Below are 16383 nucleotides of genomic sequence, written 5' to 3' on the forward strand. Positions count from 1 at the left end.
AGGGAACTTGACGCAGGAGGGCGAACACGTGGCAGCGAAACACCATCAGCGATTTTCAACTGTCCAATACTCACCATTGTTATATGGTTCACCTTCTTTATCACATCGAGTAACTTTGTTTTTTCCATTACCCATATCGAGCTCAAGCCAAGGTAATGTAAAGTTTTTAAACATAAAATAGGCTGGTTCTTCTATGTTTATCTTTTGTGGCTTTTTAGGACTGCAAATTATGAAGTGAGGCCTTACATTTGGCCATGTGTTTTCCTTACCAAAAATAGCCTTAAATCGTTTGTTTTTACTATCTAGCTGACCATTGCTAAAGTAGCTATCGCCTTTAGCTTCAATCATCACTATATGGGTTTTATTTTCGGGATCAATGAAGGCAAGGAGAAAGTCTACATCCTCTTGAGTGCCTGATATTTGCAAATCAACCTTTTTATTATTATCGATGAAGTTTCGTGGAAATATTTTTTCACCATGATCTTGGGTGAGAAACAAGCTGACATAGATCCAGTCAAGGTGATAATCTATGGCCGAAAAGTATTCTCTGGGAATTTTGACTTCTATTAGCTTTGATATTTCATCAAGCTGTTTGTCATCCATGCGAAATTCTGGGTTTCCCAGCATTTGACCAATTAGGTAAAACCGCTCTTTTCGGTTAAACGATTTCAAATTATCAATTAGGCTGTTGCTCATATCAATCTCGAAAATGTATCTTGTCTGATAGGAAATAATGCAATGGAAATCGGTGTATATCGTAGGGTGTAATGAACGAAGTGAATTACACTTCTATCTCAGATTGGCATGAATCCTGTGTCTGATATTTTCCTCGGGGCTACGGGTCGGGTGTTGCCCCCTGTTGTTCGCCGAGGTGAGGGCACAAGGTCAGGAGCGCCGTCATGGACGACGGCGCAGACGCAGGCGGTACAGGGATGTACCGTCTGCGTCGTTCCGCCAGACCTTTTGCCTGAACCGAGGGAACCCGACGCAGGAGGGCGAACAAGTGGGGGTGGCCTTTCTTTTGGTGACTTTTCTTTGGCCACGCAAAGAAAAGTCACTCGCCAAGCCGCGTAGCGGCGGCGAAATCCCATCGAGGACGGAGTCCTCGCGTTCTGCATGGCGAAGCCATGCCAAATACCGTGTTGCAGGGCAGAGACGTTACCTACCCCCTCACCCTAACCCTCTCCCACAAGGGGAGAGGGGACGGTTACCGAGATGGCGGACTGTTTTATGCACCTTTATTAAACTATTGAATTAATTCCTGAATGTATGCTTTATATACTTGTGCGGAATTATCAAAATCATCCATGTTGCTCTCATGCATATTAATAGTGCCGGAGTCACTACCGTAAGTTTTGTATCGTTTTACTGTGACAGTTAATTCGGATTCTATGTCTGGTTGTGTAAGGGTTATGGCTACACCATGATTTTCGATGTTTTTATATGACATGTAAACATCGATATAAAATTCACCTGATATCATTAACCCACCAGTTTTTACGCCATTCTTAAGCTGATTATTACTTAAATTGAATTCTTTGCATAAATCTTGGTATAGTTTGTCGAGTTTACTTTCTGCAAAAGATTCCTTGGCACCGAAAATTCTTTTTGCTGACTTTGGAAATCGAAGGCGAGTATTTTTCTCTATAGAGAAAATAAGAAGTGCTTTATCCTCTTCACTTATCTTATTATTTGATGTTGCGTTGTTGAATAAGTTAATCAGTTCTTTCTCAGAAAATGCATTGTTTTCAATTTTTGTTATTAAATTTGATATTTGCATGTTGTTATAAACCTTAGTGCTAAAAAAATATAAGATTAATAGCTTTAAATGCACTCTACATTTTTATCTTTCATAAGCCCTCCCGGCTAGGGCATAACCTTCTCGTCCTGCATGGCGAAGCCATGCCAATTAGGGGGGCGATATTCCGCTATGCAATGACGTTACCGACCCCTAACCCTCTCCCGCAAGGGGAGAGGGGACGGTTACCTTGGTGCAATGCGCTGCGCTTATTGCACCCTACCGCTCCCCCGCAGGGGGAGGGGATGGTTACTGCGGACGATTACGCTTCGCTAATCGACCCTACTCGACCCCATTCGACCCGATTCGACCTTACAAATTGCCCCAAGCGTCGTATCCGCATGGGGGCATGGGCATAGCCCCGGGGGCTGACGGGTACGCCCGTCGAGGGTGCAACCCTCGCACCTTGGCGCGGGAGACCGGCTGGTCTCCGCTAAAGTGGCTACCGCCCCTGACTGTCGCTACCAGATTGCGCCGTTGACCATTGATCTCGGAAAAGGGGTCAACAGACGCCCGTTGCCATATTACGGAGCCAGAGTGGTCTTATCTATGGTTTTGATGAGCTAACTATCAGAAAAGAGTGGTTTTTTGCGCTGGCACAAACTTTTATTAATTATCGATTAGTTGATGGTTGTCGGGGCTTGGCAGTGGCAGGGCGGTGGGGTGACGCCGCAAGAGGCGTGCAAACGGTAAAAAGCGAAGGGGCCCGCGGTGGGCCCCTTGTTGTTGGCGTTCGACGCCTCGCCGCTATTTGGCGGTGGGGGTAGGGAAGTATTTGCTGTGCAGCAGCGGGTATTCGCTGCTCGCCAACACCTGGGTCAAGCCGGTCTGGAACTCCTTGACCAGCTCGTCGCTCACCGGATGGCTGAAGGCGAAGCAGAGCTGCTCCGAGCTCAGCACCCACTGCTCCTTGAAGCTGGCTGGGTCGATCTTTTGCTCTGCGACCAGCATCTCCATGGTGGTCTTGTGAGTTGACAGCAAATCAACCCGGCCGGAGGTGAGCATCTTGAGCGCTTGTGATAGCCGATTGGCAGTCATCAGCTTGGTCTCGTCAAAGCCGTTGTTGAGCAGCAGTTGCTCCCCCACATCGGCCCGCACCGCCCCGATATTGAACGCCTTGGCATCGTCGAGCTTGGTGATGGTGATATTGCGCTCGGCCAACCCTACCAGCACGACTTCGATATAGCCGACGGGACAGGCCCACTTGAACAGGGGATCCCGCGCCTGGGTGCGGGCGGTGGAGAAGAGCACCGCATTGGGCTTTTGGGTCAGCAGGTAGTAACCGCGCGCCCACGGCATGATGGTGACGGGCTGCGCCGGTGTATTGGTTTTTTTCCACACCAGTTGCAGCAGCTCGACCGCGAGGCCGGTGGGGGCGCCGCTAGCATCGGCGTAGTTGTAGGGCTTGTACTCTTCTGTGATGTAGTGCAGTTTGCCAAGCTCAGGACTCGCCTGTGCGAGGGTGGCCAGCAGCGCCCCGGCCAATCCAATCCATGGTTTCATTTTTGCCATCCTGATCAAGGGAATATCTGCTCAAGTGTGACCAAGCTGACCGATTTCGCCAAGGTGACGGAGCATGTTTGGCAAAAAAGCGCGAGGGGCGGCCGCCATCCTGCGCCCAATGTCGGCGGCGATCAGGGCGTTAGCGCAGCGGCAGGTATTTGGCTTGCAGGGCCGAGAAATCCGCCGAAGCGACGACGTGGGTCAGCGCCTGCTGAAAGAGGGCGACCTCGCTGTCGGGCACCTGACGGCTGAAGGCGTAGCAGAGCGGTCTGGCATCCAGCACGAAGGCGACATGAAAGTCATCCGGCTTGAAGCCCAGTTGCTGCAAAGTTTGATAGCCCGCGAGCTTGTTGGTCGCAAAGAGATCGGCGCGACCTGAGGCGAGCATTTTGGCCGCCTGGGTGAGGCGATTGGCCAGCATCAGCTGGCGCTCATCGATACCGCGTTCGAGCAGCAGCTGCTTGGAGACGGTAGAGCGCACCACGCCGACCTTGTAGCGGCTGATCTCGGCCTCCGAGCCGAGGGTGATGTTGTCCGCCTTGCGCCCCAGCAGCACAAACTCCGAGTGATCGATGGGGCAGGCCCACTTGAAGAGCGCTTCCCGCTGCGGGGTGCGGGCGGTGGCAAACAGCACCACATTGGGTTTTTGTTGCAGCAGGTTGTAGCCCCGGGCCCAGGGCAGAATGCGGATGGGCTGGGGCGACACGCCCCGCGCTTTCCAGATAAGCTGCATCAGCTCTACCGACAATCCGGTTGGCATCCCTTGCTGGTCGCTGAAATTAAACGGGGGAGAGATTTCGCTCAGATACTCGAGCTTGCCCGGATCGGCCTGCGCGAAGGTGGCCCACAAGAGCAGTAGCAGATGAGGTAGGTGCCATGTCCGCACGGGAAAGATCCTTCGCAATCAACTATGTAGCCCAGTTTGACTGCTTGCGGCGGGAATAGCTAGCCACCTCTATTGCATCTTTCATCAATAAAAGGGGCAGCGAACCGCTGCCCATCGGGTGAGTGAGTACTCAGCGCACCGGCAGGTATTTGGCCTGCAATTTGCGAAACTCCTCCGAGGCGAGGGCGCGGGTCAGGCCCTGCTGAAAGAGGGTGATCTCGCTGTCTGGCACCTGACGGCTAAAGGCGTAGCAGAGCTGCTCGGCGCTCAGCACCATGGCCACGTTGAAGTCGTCGCTGCTCAGCTTCAGTTCGCGGATGGCGTCATATCCCGCCAGCTTGCTGGTGGCGAGCAGGTCGGCGCGGCCGGAGAGCAACATCTTCAACCCCTGCGACAGGCGGTTGGCCGGGATGATGTTGTTGTCATCCATGCCGTTGTTGAGCAGCAGCTGCTCGGCGGCGTCCGAGCGCACCGCGCTGATCTTGTACTGGCTCATCTGAGCGAAGGCGGTCAGGGTGATGTTCTGCGCTTTGCGGCCCAGCAGTATGTACTCCGAGTAGCCGATGGGGCAGACCCACTTGAAGAGATCTTCCCGCGCCTGGGTGCGGGCGGTGGAGAAGAGCACCACGTTGGGCTTCTGGGTTAGCAAGTAATAACCTCGCGCCCATGGCAGGATGCGCACCGGCTGGGGTGTCACGCCGCTGTGCTGCCAGATCATCTGCAGCAGATCGACCGCAAGGCCGGTGGGCTGGCCTTGCGGATCGCTGAAGTTGTAGGGGGGGTACTCTTCGGTGAGGTACTCGAGCTTGCCCAGATCAGCCCGGGCCGTCGAGGCCCAGCAGAGCAGCAACAGATGACAGATCAGCCATATCCTCATTGGGAACATCCTTAGCGATCAACCTTCCCTTGAGTGTGACCATGAACAGCGTAAATAGCCACTCACTGCCGTTACCAGCGGGCGCGAGTCTGCCCGATGGGCTGGTAGGCCTCGTCCCGCAGCCCCACCAGCAGGGTCTTGCCATCCGCTTGCAGCCGGAATTCGCCGTAGCGGGCCGCTTCGTACTGCTCCCCCGAGCCCTCTTCAAAGAAGTAGGCATCGGGGCCAATCTGCCACTGCCGCTCGCTTTGGTGCACCTGCAATATCCGCTCATCGCTGGCGAGCCGATCCTGTTTGCCATCGGCCACCAGAGTGGCCACCTGATGGGCATCGAGGCGGATCACCAGGGTATTGCTGCCCTTGTTTTGAGTAGTACGGGCGTCGCGGCTGGTCAGCTCGCGGGCAATTTCATAGTTGAGCCGCATGTAATCCCCCTGCATCAGGGAGCGGGGATCGACCGGAGCGAGCCGCAGCAGCACCACTTCGCCGCTGCTCATGGCGTGCTCATAGCGCCAGACGGTGGCATTGATGCCTGCCAGGATGGCGAGGCCGCTCAGCAACAGGGCGAGTTGTCGGGTGACGGGTTTCATGAATCGCTCCTTGCCGCGAAGGTGGTGAGCAGCTGGTGGGCACCCAGCAGCAGGATGCCGGAGCCCAGCAGCAGCCAGGATTTGGTCATCAGGGTGAGCCCAAGATCGTAGTAATAGAGGGAGCCATAACCGAGCAGCAGCAGGGCCGAGAGGGTCATCAGCCCCAAACTGCCAGCATAAAACCCGAGGATCAGCACCAGTGCGCCCGCTCCCATGCCGGGGATGATGGCGCTGATCAGCACCAGCGGCAGGCCAAATAGCAGGGGGAGCCTGAGTTTCACCATCACCGCCAGCAGCAGGGCAGCGCAGATCAGCGGATTGAGCCAGAGCGGCAGGCGCGATAGCCCCAGCTCGTCCAGCACGCTGCTGCCGCCATCCCACAGCGGGTGGTGCAGACGGCCCAGCACCAGCAGCGAGAGAGCCAGCCCCAGCGTGATGGAGTGGTAGAGCTGGTGGCGCTCTGGATCCCTATCTGCCCGCAGCCAGCAGAAGGTGATGGCCGCCATCACCAGCGGCAGGGCCAGCAGTTGCAGCCCGAGGCAGGCGAGGCCAAGGGTGAGCAGCAGGGCCGCTGCCACGCTGTGAAACAGCCGCACCAGCCAGTGCTCGAACAGCACGGCGATGGTGAGCGAGAGCAGGGCAAGGCCGAACCAGAGCAGGGCGTGATGATAGTCAATCTGATCGATCAGGCCATAGAGCAGCCAGGCATCAGCCGCCAGGGTGAGTGCCAGCACGAACTGATCCCAGAGATCGCCGCTTTGGCTGCGATTGAGGGCGTAGGCCCCCGCCAGCAGCACAGCTCCCAGCAACAGGGCGCTGTTGGCCTCGCGGGTCAGCTGCTCGAAGGTGAGAAACAGGAAAAAAAGCAGGAACAGGGCGGCAATCCAGCCCACCAGCCCCAGCATAAAACGGCTCGACCAGTGAGGTTGGGTATCACGGGGCATCTCCCCTTCCACCAGATTGGCCTGTTGCAGCGCGTGCCAAAGGGTCAGATCACTCATGAGACCTCCGTTGTTGTTGCAGCCAGCGGGCGGCGGTGACAGAAAGGCCGATGGCGATCAGGCTCAGCAGCAAGAAGCCGTTGATGTCGGGTTCCATCCACTTGCCCAGCGCCGCGAGGATGACGGCAATCAGACTGAGGCACCCCATGGCGAGTCCGGCGATAAATTTGTGGTGCCACAGGGCATAGGCCGCGGCCAGCCAGCCAAGCCAGAGCGGCCACACCAGCGGGGAGGCGGCATCAAACAGCGCCAGCAGGGTGAGCAGGGTGGCCCCCAGACCCGCAGCCAGACCCGCCAGCCAGCTTGGCATCAGGCGCCAGCTGGCAGGTGCCAGCAGAAGCAGACCCCAGAGGGCGGCGTTGAGCAGGGTAAGGCACCAGCCCAAACCCTCTTCATCGAAGGTAAAGAAGAGGGTGAACAGGCCGAGCCGCCAGTAGAGCACCAGCGCCAGCTGGCCGAGCAGCCAGCTGAAGGTCCAGAGCAGGGGGCTTTGGCCAAATACCGCCAGCGGCACCAGCATCAGCGCCCAGGTGGCAAACAGCTGCCAGGGATCGGCGCCGGTCTGGTAGGTCTGGCCCACCAGCGCCAGCAGGGCGCCGATATTGAGGGCGATGGCGAGCAGCAGCGCCTGACGGGGGGTATCCCCCAGCGGTTTGCGCGACAGCAGAAGCAGCATGGCGAGCAGCGGTGCCTCCAGCAGGGCGAGGCGGGAGACCCGGCCCAGCTCTTGCCAGTTGAAGGCGACGAAGAAGATGAGGCCAGCCCCGATGCAGAGGGCTCCGAGCCAGAGCAGCAGCTGGTCAAACAGCCACTGCCAGCGCGCCGGATGGGGGGGAAGATCGGCGAGGGTCAGGGCGTCCGCCAGCTTCTCTGGCGCCAGCCGTCCCTGTTTGACCCATTCGAGAAGCGTCTCTCTTGATACGTTGTGCATGGGGGGACTCCACGAGGTTTGCCCCATTATGGCATGAGGCACCCGCAACCGTGCACTGTCCCTTGGCTCTGCGGCTGGTGGTTGCGACAGCGGGTTACGCACTAGACAAAGCAGCAAACAAAAAAGCCCTCCGCAGGGGAGGGCTTGGTCATCGGATACGGGCCATCAGGCAAAGATCAGGGTGCTCACCCCGAGGCCGACAAAGAGGATGGCGCAGGCGATGCGGATCCCCTTGAGCGGCAGCTTGTCCGCCCCCAGCTTGCCGATCAGCACCACCGGCACGTTGGCCAGCATCATGCCGAGGGTGGTACCGGTAATGACCTGCACCAGCGAGTCATATTTGGCGGCCAGCAATACGGTGGCGATCTGGGTCTTGTCGCCAATCTCGGCAATAAAGAAGAGCACGAAGGTGGCCATAAAGGGGCCGTATTTATCCAGCGAGCTCTCCTCGTCATCCATCTTGTCTGGCACCAAAATCCAGATAGCCATGGCGATAAAGGCGATGGCGACCAGCCAGGTCATTATCTTGGGATCGAGCCAGCGGCTGATGAACTCGCCAATCCAGGCGGCGCCCGCATGGTTGAGCAGGGTAGCCGCCAGCATGCCGGTGATGATGGGCCAGGGCTTGCGAAAACGGCAGATGAGCAGCAACGCCAACAGCTGGGTTTTATCGCCGATTTCGGCAATAGCGACGCTGAGGGTTGAGGTTAACAAGGCTTCCATAAAAATGACCGGGGGACGGAATTGTTATAAACCAAAGACAAGCCTGCGCCATCCGTCCCCGGTATTGGCACTGGCCCGTCAAAGGTCTTGTCAAATCCATGGCTGACATGGATCACCCTGACCATGGTGATTTGGCACCAAGTATGTTGATCAGGGTCGCAGGCCGATATTCATGCAATGGATGGCACCGGCGTGCGAGACTACTCCCCCTCGATGGGAGCGGGCATTCTAGGGAAAAACCGCATGAGTGACAAGGGGATCAGCCACCCACCAGCTTGACGCTGAAACCGGCTTTCTCCAACTCGGTTTTGATCGGATCCCGTTTATCCCCCTGGATCTCGATTACCCCCTCCTTGATACCGCCTCCGGTGCCGCACTTTTTCTTGAGCAGGGTGGCCAGGGATTTTTGCTGTTCGGCGGGTACGCCATGAATGGTGATCACCCCGGCACCCTTGCGCCCCTTGGTCTCGCGGCGAATGCGCACGGTGCCGTCGGTGGGGAAGGGGGAGGCGGATTGGGGAGCGCTCTGCTCCTTGATCATGCCGCCATCTGTGCTGTAAACGAGGCGGCTGTTGTTGTCGTGACTCATGGCAATACTTTATGGGTTAGCTAAGCGGAGTTTGATTTTACTCAAATAAAAGTTGAAGACACAGCTTATAATGCCCCAAGTAAAAGCGAATTATTATTGTTTAACTTCAGGAGTCAGTCATGGTACTCACGCAGTTGTCACCGGGACAGAGTGCTCGCATCAAGAATATGAATCAGCTCGCCCGGCCGCTGCGCCGCAAACTGATGGTGATGGGCCTGTTGCCCCAGACTGAAGTCATCTATCTGCGCTCCGCCCCCCTGGGGGACCCGCTCCAGATCCAGTGCCAGGGGATCTGTCTCTCCATGCAAAAGAGTCTGGCCCAGCAAATAGAAGTCGAGCCGGTATAACCCCCTGTTTGGCTACCGCTTCGGTCAAGAAAGTCACCGGGAGCGGTTCAGAGACAAGAAGTCGAACCTGCAAAGCAGCTTGCCACACGCACGCGGCGGGTTCAGAAGAAAATAGAGGTAGAGCTGGTATGAATTATTCCCTGGTAACGGTAGGTAACCCCAATAGCGGCAAGACCTCCCTGTTCAACGCCCTGACCGGCGCCCGCCAGCAGGTAGGCAACTGGAGTGGTGTCACCGTCGACAAGAAGATGGGTGAGTTCAGCGCGGGTGAACATCACTTCAAGCTGATGGATCTGCCCGGCATCTATAGCCTGGCCAGTCAGGATGGCAGTCTGGACGAGCAGATCGCCAGCCGCTTTGCCCAGGGCCAACAACCCGACCTGCTGCTCAACGTCATCGACGCCGCCAATCTGGAGCGCTCCCTCTACCTCACGCTACAACTGCGCGAACTGGGCCTGCCCATGGTGGTGGTGCTCAACAAGCTGGATATCCTGCAAAAGCGCCTCATCGTCATCGACGAGAGCAAGCTTGGCAAATCCCTCGGTTGCCCTGTAGTGGCCCTCTCTGCCCACAACAGCAAGCAGGTTGCCGCCTTCAAGCAGCAGATCCGGCAGTTTATCGGTCAGCCGCAAGCCGCCTTGCAGCTCGATTACGGCCACGAGCTTGAAACCGATCTGGCGGAGCTGGAGACCCTGCTCGCCCCGCATCATCTTACTACCCGTGGCCGCGCCCTGCGCCTGCTGGAAGAGGATGCGGTGATGCAGGAGACCCTGCTGCCCGGTCAGCAGGCAGCCGCCGCCAATGTGGTAGCTCGTGCCCATCAGGGACAGGATATCGACCTGCAACTGGCGGATATTCGCTACGGCCATATCCACCAGTGGGTACAACAGGCTCGTCAGCAGAAGGGCAAGCTCACCGAGGCCCAGAGCGAGTGGCTGGATCGGGTGCTGCTCAATCGCTGGATTGGCATCCCCTTCTTCCTGTTTGTCATGTACCTGATGTTCCTGTTTGCCATCAACGTCGGCAGCGCCTTTATCGACTTCTTCGACATTATGGGCGGCGCCCTGTTTGTCGATGGGGTGCACCACCTGCTGGGGCTGATCAATGCTCCCGAGTGGCTGGGGGCCATTCTGGCAGACGGCTTCGGTGTCGGCTTGCAGACCGTGGCCACCTTTATTCCGGTGATTGGCTGCCTCTATCTGTTCCTCGCGGTGCTGGAGAGCTCCGGCTATCTGGCCCGTGCCGCCTTCGTGGTGGATGCCCTGATGCGCCGTCTCGGCCTGCCGGGCAAGGCGTTCGTGCCGATGCTGATGGGCTTTGGCTGTACCGTCCCCTCGGTGATGGCGACCCGTACCCTCAACTCCGAGCGGGAGCGGCTGATGACCTCCGCCATGGCCCCCTTTATGTCGTGCGGTGCCCGTCTGCCGGTTTACGCCCTGTTTGCGGTGGCTTTCTTCCCCGAGTCTGGCCAGAACCTGGTGTTCGGTCTCTACCTCATCGGCATTCTGGTTGCAGTGCTCACCGGCCTGTTACTGCGCAGCACCCTGCTGCCGGGCAAGAGCGACTCCATGCTGATGGAGATGCCGGATTACGAGTGGCCGCGTCCGGTCAACGTTGCCATCAAGACCTGGCAGAAGCTCAAATCCTTCGTCTTTGGCGCAGGTAAAACCATAGTGCTGGTGGTCGCCGTGCTGAGCGTGCTCAACTCGCTCGGCACCGATGGCAGCTTCGGCCATCAGGATCAAGAGAGCTCGGTCCTGAGCAAGATCAGCCAGGCGGTGACGCCGGTGCTGCACCCCATCGGTGTACGCGATGACAACTGGCAGGCCACGGTCGGTATCGTCACCGGTATCTTCGCCAAAGAAGCGGTGGTCGGTACCCTTAACAGCCTCTACGCCGGTGCTGGTGGTGAAGAGGAGGAGAGCGAGTTCTCGCTGGTGGCCAGTTTCCACGAGGCGATCGACGCCGTGGCGGCCAATCTGGCGGAGATCAACCCGAGCGACCCCATGGGATTGTCTGTCGGTGAGCTGGATGATCAGCAGGCAGCTGCCGAAGCGCAGGAGGTCGATGTCTCCACCTACGGCAACATGCAGACCCACTTCGACGGGGCGGCCGGTGCCTTTGCCTACCTCTTGTTCGTGCTGCTCTACATGCCTTGTGCTGCTGCCATGGGCGCGCTGGTGCGGGAAACCGGTCGCCAGTGGGCGCTGATGACGGCGGTATGGTGCAACTATATGGCCTTTATGTGCGCGACCCTCTTCTATCAGGTGGCGACCTTTGCCGCTCACCCGGAGCAGAGCCTGTTCTGGATCGTCAGCTATGGCCTCTCTCTGGTACTGCTCTGGTGGGCCGGTCGCCGTCACGGTGACATCGTCGCCCGCAAGGTGGTGACCTTATGATCCTGCGCGAGCTGGGGGATTACCTCGCCGCGCAGCAGAAGGTGAGCCGGCGCGATCTGGCTCGCCATTTCCATACCTCGGAAGATGCGGTGGAGGCCATGCTCGGCGTCTGGATGCGCAAGGGGCGGGTCATCAAGCGCGAGAGCCGGGTTTGTGGTGGCAGTTGCTGCGGCAAGAGTGAGGAGGTGATGTTCGAGTGGTGTGACGCGGGTCAGATTGGCATCAAGATCCGCTAAACGATAGCCACACTTCATCACCGAAGATCGAACAACAAAAAACGGCAGACCCTGCACAAGGGCCTGCCGTTTTTATTGCTGCACACTGGCGGGATCAGGCGCTCTGGCGAGCCTCGCTCAGCAGTGCCAGCGCCGGTTGGGCGTTGTCCGGCATCAGCCGGTAGGCCTTGTGGTGTTTGACCAGGGTGGTCTTCTTGTTGCCCTGGCTCAGCAGCAGGCCGTGCTTGAAGGCCGCCTCGGCCAGCACCTTCTCGTCACCGCGCACATAGAGGGTGAGGGGTTTGACAAGCTCACCGTCCTCGATATGGCCTGCATATTCGCTATGGCTTACCACCAGACTCGCCTGACCGCCCGATTGCAGGCGCAGCTTGGCGTTCACCTCGCTCTCGGTCAGCACCAGCCAGCCTGCCGCCGTCAGATCCTCCAGCAGGGCCGCCAGCTTGGCTCCCAATTGCTGCGGATTGGTCATGGCGCACTGGTATTGGAAGGCGATGCGCTCCAGCAATCCCTTGAGATCGGCGCCCGCACCCAGCGTGCGGCCAAGCTGCACCCAAGCTTTCAAATCTTCCATCACCAGACGGGAGAAGCGCTTCTCCTTGAGGGAGTCGGCCATCCAGGTGCAGAGAAAGTGGCTCTCTTGCGCCGGAGTGCGCTTGCCCGCCTTTTGCTCGGCGGTGCGGGCCAGTTCGGCCAGGCTTTGAGTGGCCATCTCGAGCAGGGCCTGATTGTAGGTCGGAGAGGTCATAAGCAATCCTTGAGTTGACCTCCAGGGGTCAACACCGATGACAGAGATGGCAAAGGCGCCAGTGGCGCCTTTGCGGTTCAACAAAGCAGTCTGCGCGCCTTATTTCGGCTGACGGGGCTTCTTGGCGGCGGCCAGACGCTTGAGGCGCTGACCCTGCAGCTTGGCTTCGGCCATCACCTGGGCCACGGCGTTATCTTCACGCTGCGGACGCTTGCCGAAGCGGCGACGCTCCTGCAGCTGTTTGATCAGCTCGTCACGGCTGCTCACCTCATAGCCCGGCACCATGATGCGACGGATCTTCTGGCCGATCAGGGCCTCGATCTCCAGCAGGGTACGCTCCTCTTCACGGCTGACGAAGGAGATGGCCATGCCGCGCTTGCCGGCACGACCGGTACGGCCGATGCGGTGGACGTAATCTTCCGCCAGGAACGGCAGATCATAGTTGACCACGTATTCCAGATCCGGGATGTCCAGACCACGGGCGGCCACTTCGGTGGCGACCAGTACCCGTACCTTGCCTTCCATGAATTCGCGCAGGGCGCGGCGACGGTTGCCCTGGGCCTTCTCGCCATGGACCACGGCGGACTTGATGCCGTCGAGGTTCAGCTCCTCGACCAGCACATCACAGCTCTCGCGGGTACTGGCGAACACCAGCACCTGCTGCCAGTTCTGTTTGCCAATCAGCTCTGAGAGCAGCTCGCGCTTGCGCTTCTGCTCGACCGGATAGACGGTGTGGCTGACGGTGTCGGCGGTGGAGTTCTGCTTGTTGACGCTGACAATCTGCGGGCGATCCAGCATCAGGTTGGCCAGCTTCTTCACCGCGTCGGAGAAGGTGGCGGAGAAGAGCAGGTTTTGACGGGTCTTGTTGACCGCTTGCAGGATCTTCTGCACATCGGCACTGAAACCCATGTCGAGGATGCGATCCGCTTCATCCATTACCAGACACTCGACGCAGGAGAGGCTGAGGTTGCAGGCGGTGAGGTGCTCCAGCAGACGGCCCGGGGTGGCCACAATGATGTGAGCGCCCGCTTTGAGCTTCTTGGCCTGCACGTCCTGCTTGCCACCGCCGACGATGGTGATGGTGGTGATATCGAGATACTTGGCGAAGTCATTGATGTTGCTCGCCACCTGAGCCGCCAGCTCGCGAGTCGGGGTCAGGATCAGCACCCGGGCGTTGGAAGGCTGGACCGGCGCCGGATTGTCTACCAGACGCTGCAAGATGGGCAGGGCGAAGGCGGCGGTCTTGCCGGTACCGGTCTGGGCGCTGGCCAGCACATCGCGGCCACGGCGAATGGCCGGGATCGCCTGTTGCTGCACAGGGGTCATCTCCTGATAACCGCAATCTGAGACAGCACGCAAAATCTCGGGGGCAAAATCGAACGATTCAAATCTCATAATGGGTTCCTGTGTTCCAGCTGGGCTGTGTTTGGCTTGGTTAGCTCGGCATGAGCGAGACGGAGGTTGTAACCACCGACGGCTGCGCCTGACATCAAGTCAGAGAGTGAGCCGGAAAATGGCGGGCGCGAAGTGTAACAGATAGACGTCACAAATTCTGCCTCAAATGGTTGTCCTTTTCTCATCCTTTGTGGTGTGAATGGCGGTTGAAAGAAATCATTTGACTCCCAAAGGCCAAGCCAAGGGGGTGGGCTAACGGTTTTGGGCAAGGACGAAAGGGATATTGATGGAACTGGAACAGTTAAAACGTCAGCTGGAGCAGCTTGGCGAGCGCAATGACAGCATGCAGCAGGCTCGCCACCGCAAGTTGCTCAATATCACCCGCGATACGGGGGAGTTGCTGTCAGTGCTGGTGCAGACCCGTGGGGCGCAGGCGGTGCTGGAGATTGGCACCTCCAATGGTTACTCCACACTCTGGCTGGCAGAAGCAGTGCGTCGGCTGGAGGGGCATGTCACCACCATTGAGCTGGATGAGGATAAGCGCGTGCTGGCCCATGACAATTTTCAGCGGGCAGGGCTGGCCCCCTGGATCACCCTGCTGGCTGGGGATGCGGGTGAGCTGTTGCCTACCTTGCCGCAAGCCGGCTATCAGCTCATCTTCCTCGATTCAGATCGTCAGCACTACCGGGCATGGTGGCCGCAGATCCGCCGCCTGTTGGCGCCTCGCGGCCTGCTGGTGGTCGATAATGCCATCTCCCATCGCAGCGAGATGGTGGAGTGGATGAACGAGGTCGCGCAGGATCCCGCCTTTGCCACCTCGCTGGTGCCGGTCGGCAAGGGGGAGTGGCTGGTGGTGCGTTTGTAGGGGGGGGGTAGCTACAAAAAATCAGCCCCGCATGGGCGGGGCTGATAGTAAAAGCGCATCAGGGCCTTGGTCGGTCGGATTAGACAGCCAGATAGTCCATGATCCCTTCGGCCGCTTTGCGTCCTTCGTAGATGGCGGTCACCACCAGGTCGGAGCCGCGTACCGCGTCGCCACCGGCGAACACCTTGGGGTTGCTGGTCTGGAAGGCATATTCCGCCTGCTCGCGGGCCTTGATGCGATCCCGGTTATCGAGCTCGATGCCGAACTCCGCCATCCAGGGCTGGGGGTTGGGCTGGAAGCCAAACGCCATCACTACCGCATCGGCGGCCAACACCTGCTCTGAGCCCTCGATGACCACCGGATTGCGGCGGCCATTGGCATCGGGTTCACCCAGCTCGGTGCTCACCACCTTGATGCCGACGGTGCGACCGTTGGCATCCAGTTCGACCGCCACCGGTTGCAGGTTGAACATGAACTCAACCCCCTCCTCGCGGGCGTTTTTCACCTCCCGCTTGGAGCCCGGCATGTTCTCCTCGTCGCGGCGATAGGCGCAGATCACCTTGTCAGCCCCCTGACGGATGGCGGTCCGCACGCAGTCCATGGCGGTATCACCACCGCCTAGCACCACTACCTGCTTGCCGGCGAAGTCGATGTAGTCGGCTTGCGCCTTCTCGAACCCCAGCAAGCGGTTGGCGTTGGCGATGAGGTAGGGCAGGGCGTCATAGACGCCCGGCGCCTCTTCGTTGGCAAAGCCGCCCTTCATGTACTTGTAGGTACCGACCCCGAGGAAGACCGCATCGAACTCGCCGAGCAGGTCGGCGAAGGTGATGTCCTTGCCCACCTCGGTTTCGAGACGAAACTCCACGCCCATCCCCTGGAAGATCTCGCGGCGACGCTGCATCACCTCTTTTTCCAGCTTGAAGGAGGGGATACCGAAAGTGAGCAGGCCACCGATCTCCGGGTACTTGTCAAACACCACCGGGGTGACGCCATTGCGTGCCAGCACGTCGGCGCAGGCAAGACCCGCAGGGCCGGCGCCGATGACGGCGACCCGCTTGCCGGTCTTGACCACGTTCGAGAGATCGGGCTTCCAGCCCATCTCGAACGCCTTGTCGGTGATGTATTTTTCGATGTTGCCGATGGTGACGGCACCGAAGCGATCGTTGAGGGTGCAGGAGCCCTCACAGAGGCGATCCTGCGGGCAAACCCGGCCACACACTTCCGGCAGGCTGTTGGTCTGGTGGGAGAGCTCCACCGCCTCCAGAATACGCCCCTCTTTGGCCAGTTTCAGCCAGTTCGGGATGTAGTTGTGGACCGGACACTTCCACTCGCAGTAGGGGTTGCCGCACTCGAGGCAGCGATCCGCCTGCATCTGTACCTGCGGCTGATTGAAGGATTCGTAGATCTCCACAAACTGGATTTTGCGGATCTTGAGCGGCTTCTTGGGCGGGTCAACCCGCTGGACATCGATAAACTGAAATACGTTCTGGCTCATAGG

At 58.6% G+C, this 16383-nt stretch carries 17 protein-coding genes; 4 read left to right on the forward strand and 13 right to left on the reverse strand.

All coding sequences use genetic code 11. The features are described 5' to 3' along the window. Window positions 1-45 precede the first annotated feature (45 nt). The 10 genes from ACTG1P_RS21715 to ACTG1P_RS21760 all read right to left on the reverse strand — a co-directional run bounded on the left by ACTG1P_RS21715 (window position 46) and on the right by ACTG1P_RS21760 (window position 8898). Window positions 46-696, reverse strand: a complete 651-nt coding sequence (locus tag ACTG1P_RS21715; RefSeq protein ID WP_440002237.1) for a hypothetical protein — start codon at window positions 694-696, stop codon at window positions 46-48. Window positions 697-1246: 550 nt separating this feature from the next. Then, window positions 1247-1780, reverse strand: coding sequence for a hypothetical protein (locus ACTG1P_RS21720; RefSeq protein ID WP_440002238.1), 534 nt, complete (start codon window positions 1778-1780; stop codon window positions 1247-1249). 765 nt (window positions 1781-2545) lie between these two features. Then, window positions 2546-3301: a substrate-binding periplasmic protein gene (locus ACTG1P_RS21725; protein ID WP_440002239.1), complete on the reverse strand. Its 756-nt coding sequence runs from the start codon at window positions 3299-3301 to the stop codon at window positions 2546-2548. A 139-nt stretch (window positions 3302-3440) separates the two neighbouring features. Next, entirely contained in the window at window positions 3441-4187 is a 747-nt protein-coding gene (locus ACTG1P_RS21730) for a substrate-binding periplasmic protein (RefSeq protein ID WP_440002240.1), read from the reverse strand. Between the two features lie 130 nt (window positions 4188-4317). After that, entirely contained in the window at window positions 4318-5064 is a 747-nt protein-coding gene (locus ACTG1P_RS21735) for a substrate-binding periplasmic protein (protein ID WP_335837456.1), read from the reverse strand. A gap of 71 nt (window positions 5065-5135) precedes the next feature. After that, window positions 5136-5654 carry a GDYXXLXY domain-containing protein gene (locus ACTG1P_RS21740; protein WP_440002241.1) on the reverse strand — a complete coding sequence of 173 codons (519 nt, stop codon included), beginning with the start codon at window positions 5652-5654 and terminating at the stop codon, window positions 5136-5138. Continuing rightward, on the reverse strand, window positions 5651-6655 hold the full coding sequence (locus ACTG1P_RS21745; RefSeq protein ID WP_440002242.1) for a DUF4401 domain-containing protein: 1005 nt from the start codon (window positions 6653-6655) through the stop codon (window positions 5651-5653). Before ACTG1P_RS21745 ends, ACTG1P_RS21740 begins: the two co-directional genes overlap by 4 nt. Then, a complete protein-coding gene (locus tag ACTG1P_RS21750) occupies window positions 6648-7586 on the reverse strand; it encodes a DUF2157 domain-containing protein (RefSeq protein ID WP_440002243.1) in 939 nt (312 codons plus the stop codon). Before ACTG1P_RS21750 ends, ACTG1P_RS21745 begins: the two co-directional genes overlap by 8 nt. Window positions 7587-7751: 165 nt before the next feature. Further along, window positions 7752-8309: a TMEM165/GDT1 family protein gene (locus ACTG1P_RS21755; RefSeq protein WP_115521778.1), complete on the reverse strand. Its 558-nt coding sequence runs from the start codon at window positions 8307-8309 to the stop codon at window positions 7752-7754. Between the two features lie 259 nt (window positions 8310-8568). Further along, entirely contained in the window at window positions 8569-8898 is a 330-nt protein-coding gene (locus ACTG1P_RS21760; RefSeq protein ID WP_440002244.1) for a translation initiation factor, read from the reverse strand. A 119-nt stretch (window positions 8899-9017) separates the two neighbouring features. On the opposite strand from ACTG1P_RS21760, the gene ACTG1P_RS21765 reads away from it, so the two are divergent. The 3 genes from ACTG1P_RS21765 to ACTG1P_RS21775 all read left to right on the forward strand — a co-directional run bounded on the left by ACTG1P_RS21765 (window position 9018) and on the right by ACTG1P_RS21775 (window position 11880). Continuing rightward, on the forward strand, window positions 9018-9245 hold the full coding sequence (locus ACTG1P_RS21765; protein WP_005337384.1) for a FeoA family protein: 228 nt from the start codon (window positions 9018-9020) through the stop codon (window positions 9243-9245). A gap of 128 nt (window positions 9246-9373) precedes the next feature. Continuing rightward, window positions 9374-11644, forward strand: coding sequence for a Fe(2+) transporter permease subunit FeoB (gene feoB / locus ACTG1P_RS21770; protein WP_440002245.1), 2271 nt, complete (start codon window positions 9374-9376; stop codon window positions 11642-11644). Then, window positions 11641-11880 (forward strand): FeoC-like transcriptional regulator, encoded by a 240-nt coding sequence (locus ACTG1P_RS21775; protein WP_005350974.1) that lies wholly within the window; start codon window positions 11641-11643, stop codon window positions 11878-11880. The genes feoB and ACTG1P_RS21775 overlap by 4 nt, the downstream gene beginning before the upstream one ends. Before the next feature lie 94 nt (window positions 11881-11974). On the opposite strand, the gene ACTG1P_RS21780 is transcribed toward ACTG1P_RS21775, so the two are convergent. Both ACTG1P_RS21780 and ACTG1P_RS21785 read right to left on the reverse strand, forming a co-directional pair. Beyond that, entirely contained in the window at window positions 11975-12625 is a 651-nt protein-coding gene (locus ACTG1P_RS21780) for a DUF2913 family protein (protein WP_005346760.1), read from the reverse strand. 99 nt (window positions 12626-12724) lie between these two features. Next, window positions 12725-14020: a DEAD/DEAH box helicase gene (locus tag ACTG1P_RS21785; RefSeq protein WP_440002246.1), complete on the reverse strand. Its 1296-nt coding sequence runs from the start codon at window positions 14018-14020 to the stop codon at window positions 12725-12727. Between the two features lie 286 nt (window positions 14021-14306). On the opposite strand from ACTG1P_RS21785, the gene ACTG1P_RS21790 reads away from it, so the two are divergent. After that, window positions 14307-14885 (forward strand): O-methyltransferase, encoded by a 579-nt coding sequence (locus ACTG1P_RS21790; protein WP_440002247.1) that lies wholly within the window; start codon window positions 14307-14309, stop codon window positions 14883-14885. 79 nt (window positions 14886-14964) lie between these two features. Here the strand turns inward: ACTG1P_RS21790 and ACTG1P_RS21795 are convergent, their stop codons facing one another. Then, a complete protein-coding gene (locus tag ACTG1P_RS21795; RefSeq protein ID WP_042056188.1) occupies window positions 14965-16380 on the reverse strand; it encodes an FAD-dependent oxidoreductase in 1416 nt (471 codons plus the stop codon). Window positions 16381-16383 lie beyond the last annotated feature (3 nt).

Source organism: Aeromonas sp. 11P, from assembly GCF_051920165.1.
GTDB lineage: Bacteria > Pseudomonadota > Gammaproteobacteria > Enterobacterales > Aeromonadaceae > Aeromonas > Aeromonas veronii.

What these genes read in the sequence shown, in the direction of transcription:
- ACTG1P_RS21750 (WP_440002243.1), bottom strand. Translation starts at nt 7,586, where the DNA reads ATGCACAACGTATCAAGAGAGACGCTTCTCGAATGGGTCAAACAGGGA.
- ACTG1P_RS21740 (WP_440002241.1), bottom strand. Translation starts at nt 5,654, where the DNA reads ATGAAACCCGTCACCCGACAACTCGCCCTGTTGCTGAGCGGCCTCGCC.
- ACTG1P_RS21780 (WP_005346760.1), bottom strand. Translation starts at nt 12,625, where the DNA reads ATGACCTCTCCGACCTACAATCAGGCCCTGCTCGAGATGGCCACTCAA.
- feoB (WP_440002245.1), top strand. Translation starts at nt 9,374, where the DNA reads ATGAATTATTCCCTGGTAACGGTAGGTAACCCCAATAGCGGCAAGACC.
- ACTG1P_RS21745 (WP_440002242.1), bottom strand. Translation starts at nt 6,655, where the DNA reads ATGAGTGATCTGACCCTTTGGCACGCGCTGCAACAGGCCAATCTGGTG.
- ACTG1P_RS21725 (WP_440002239.1), bottom strand. Translation starts at nt 3,301, where the DNA reads ATGAAACCATGGATTGGATTGGCCGGGGCGCTGCTGGCCACCCTCGCA.
- ACTG1P_RS21765 (WP_005337384.1), top strand. Translation starts at nt 9,018, where the DNA reads ATGGTACTCACGCAGTTGTCACCGGGACAGAGTGCTCGCATCAAGAAT.
- ACTG1P_RS21715 (WP_440002237.1), bottom strand. Translation starts at nt 696, where the DNA reads ATGAGCAACAGCCTAATTGATAATTTGAAATCGTTTAACCGAAAAGAG.
- ACTG1P_RS21775 (WP_005350974.1), top strand. Translation starts at nt 11,641, where the DNA reads ATGATCCTGCGCGAGCTGGGGGATTACCTCGCCGCGCAGCAGAAGGTG.
- ACTG1P_RS21790 (WP_440002247.1), top strand. Translation starts at nt 14,307, where the DNA reads ATGGAACTGGAACAGTTAAAACGTCAGCTGGAGCAGCTTGGCGAGCGC.
- ACTG1P_RS21720 (WP_440002238.1), bottom strand. Translation starts at nt 1,780, where the DNA reads ATGCAAATATCAAATTTAATAACAAAAATTGAAAACAATGCATTTTCT.
- ACTG1P_RS21795 (WP_042056188.1), bottom strand. Translation starts at nt 16,380, where the DNA reads ATGAGCCAGAACGTATTTCAGTTTATCGATGTCCAGCGGGTTGACCCG.
- ACTG1P_RS21755 (WP_115521778.1), bottom strand. Translation starts at nt 8,309, where the DNA reads ATGGAAGCCTTGTTAACCTCAACCCTCAGCGTCGCTATTGCCGAAATC.
- ACTG1P_RS21760 (WP_440002244.1), bottom strand. Translation starts at nt 8,898, where the DNA reads ATGAGTCACGACAACAACAGCCGCCTCGTTTACAGCACAGATGGCGGC.
- ACTG1P_RS21735 (WP_335837456.1), bottom strand. Translation starts at nt 5,064, where the DNA reads ATGAGGATATGGCTGATCTGTCATCTGTTGCTGCTCTGCTGGGCCTCG.
- ACTG1P_RS21785 (WP_440002246.1), bottom strand. Translation starts at nt 14,020, where the DNA reads ATGAGATTTGAATCGTTCGATTTTGCCCCCGAGATTTTGCGTGCTGTC.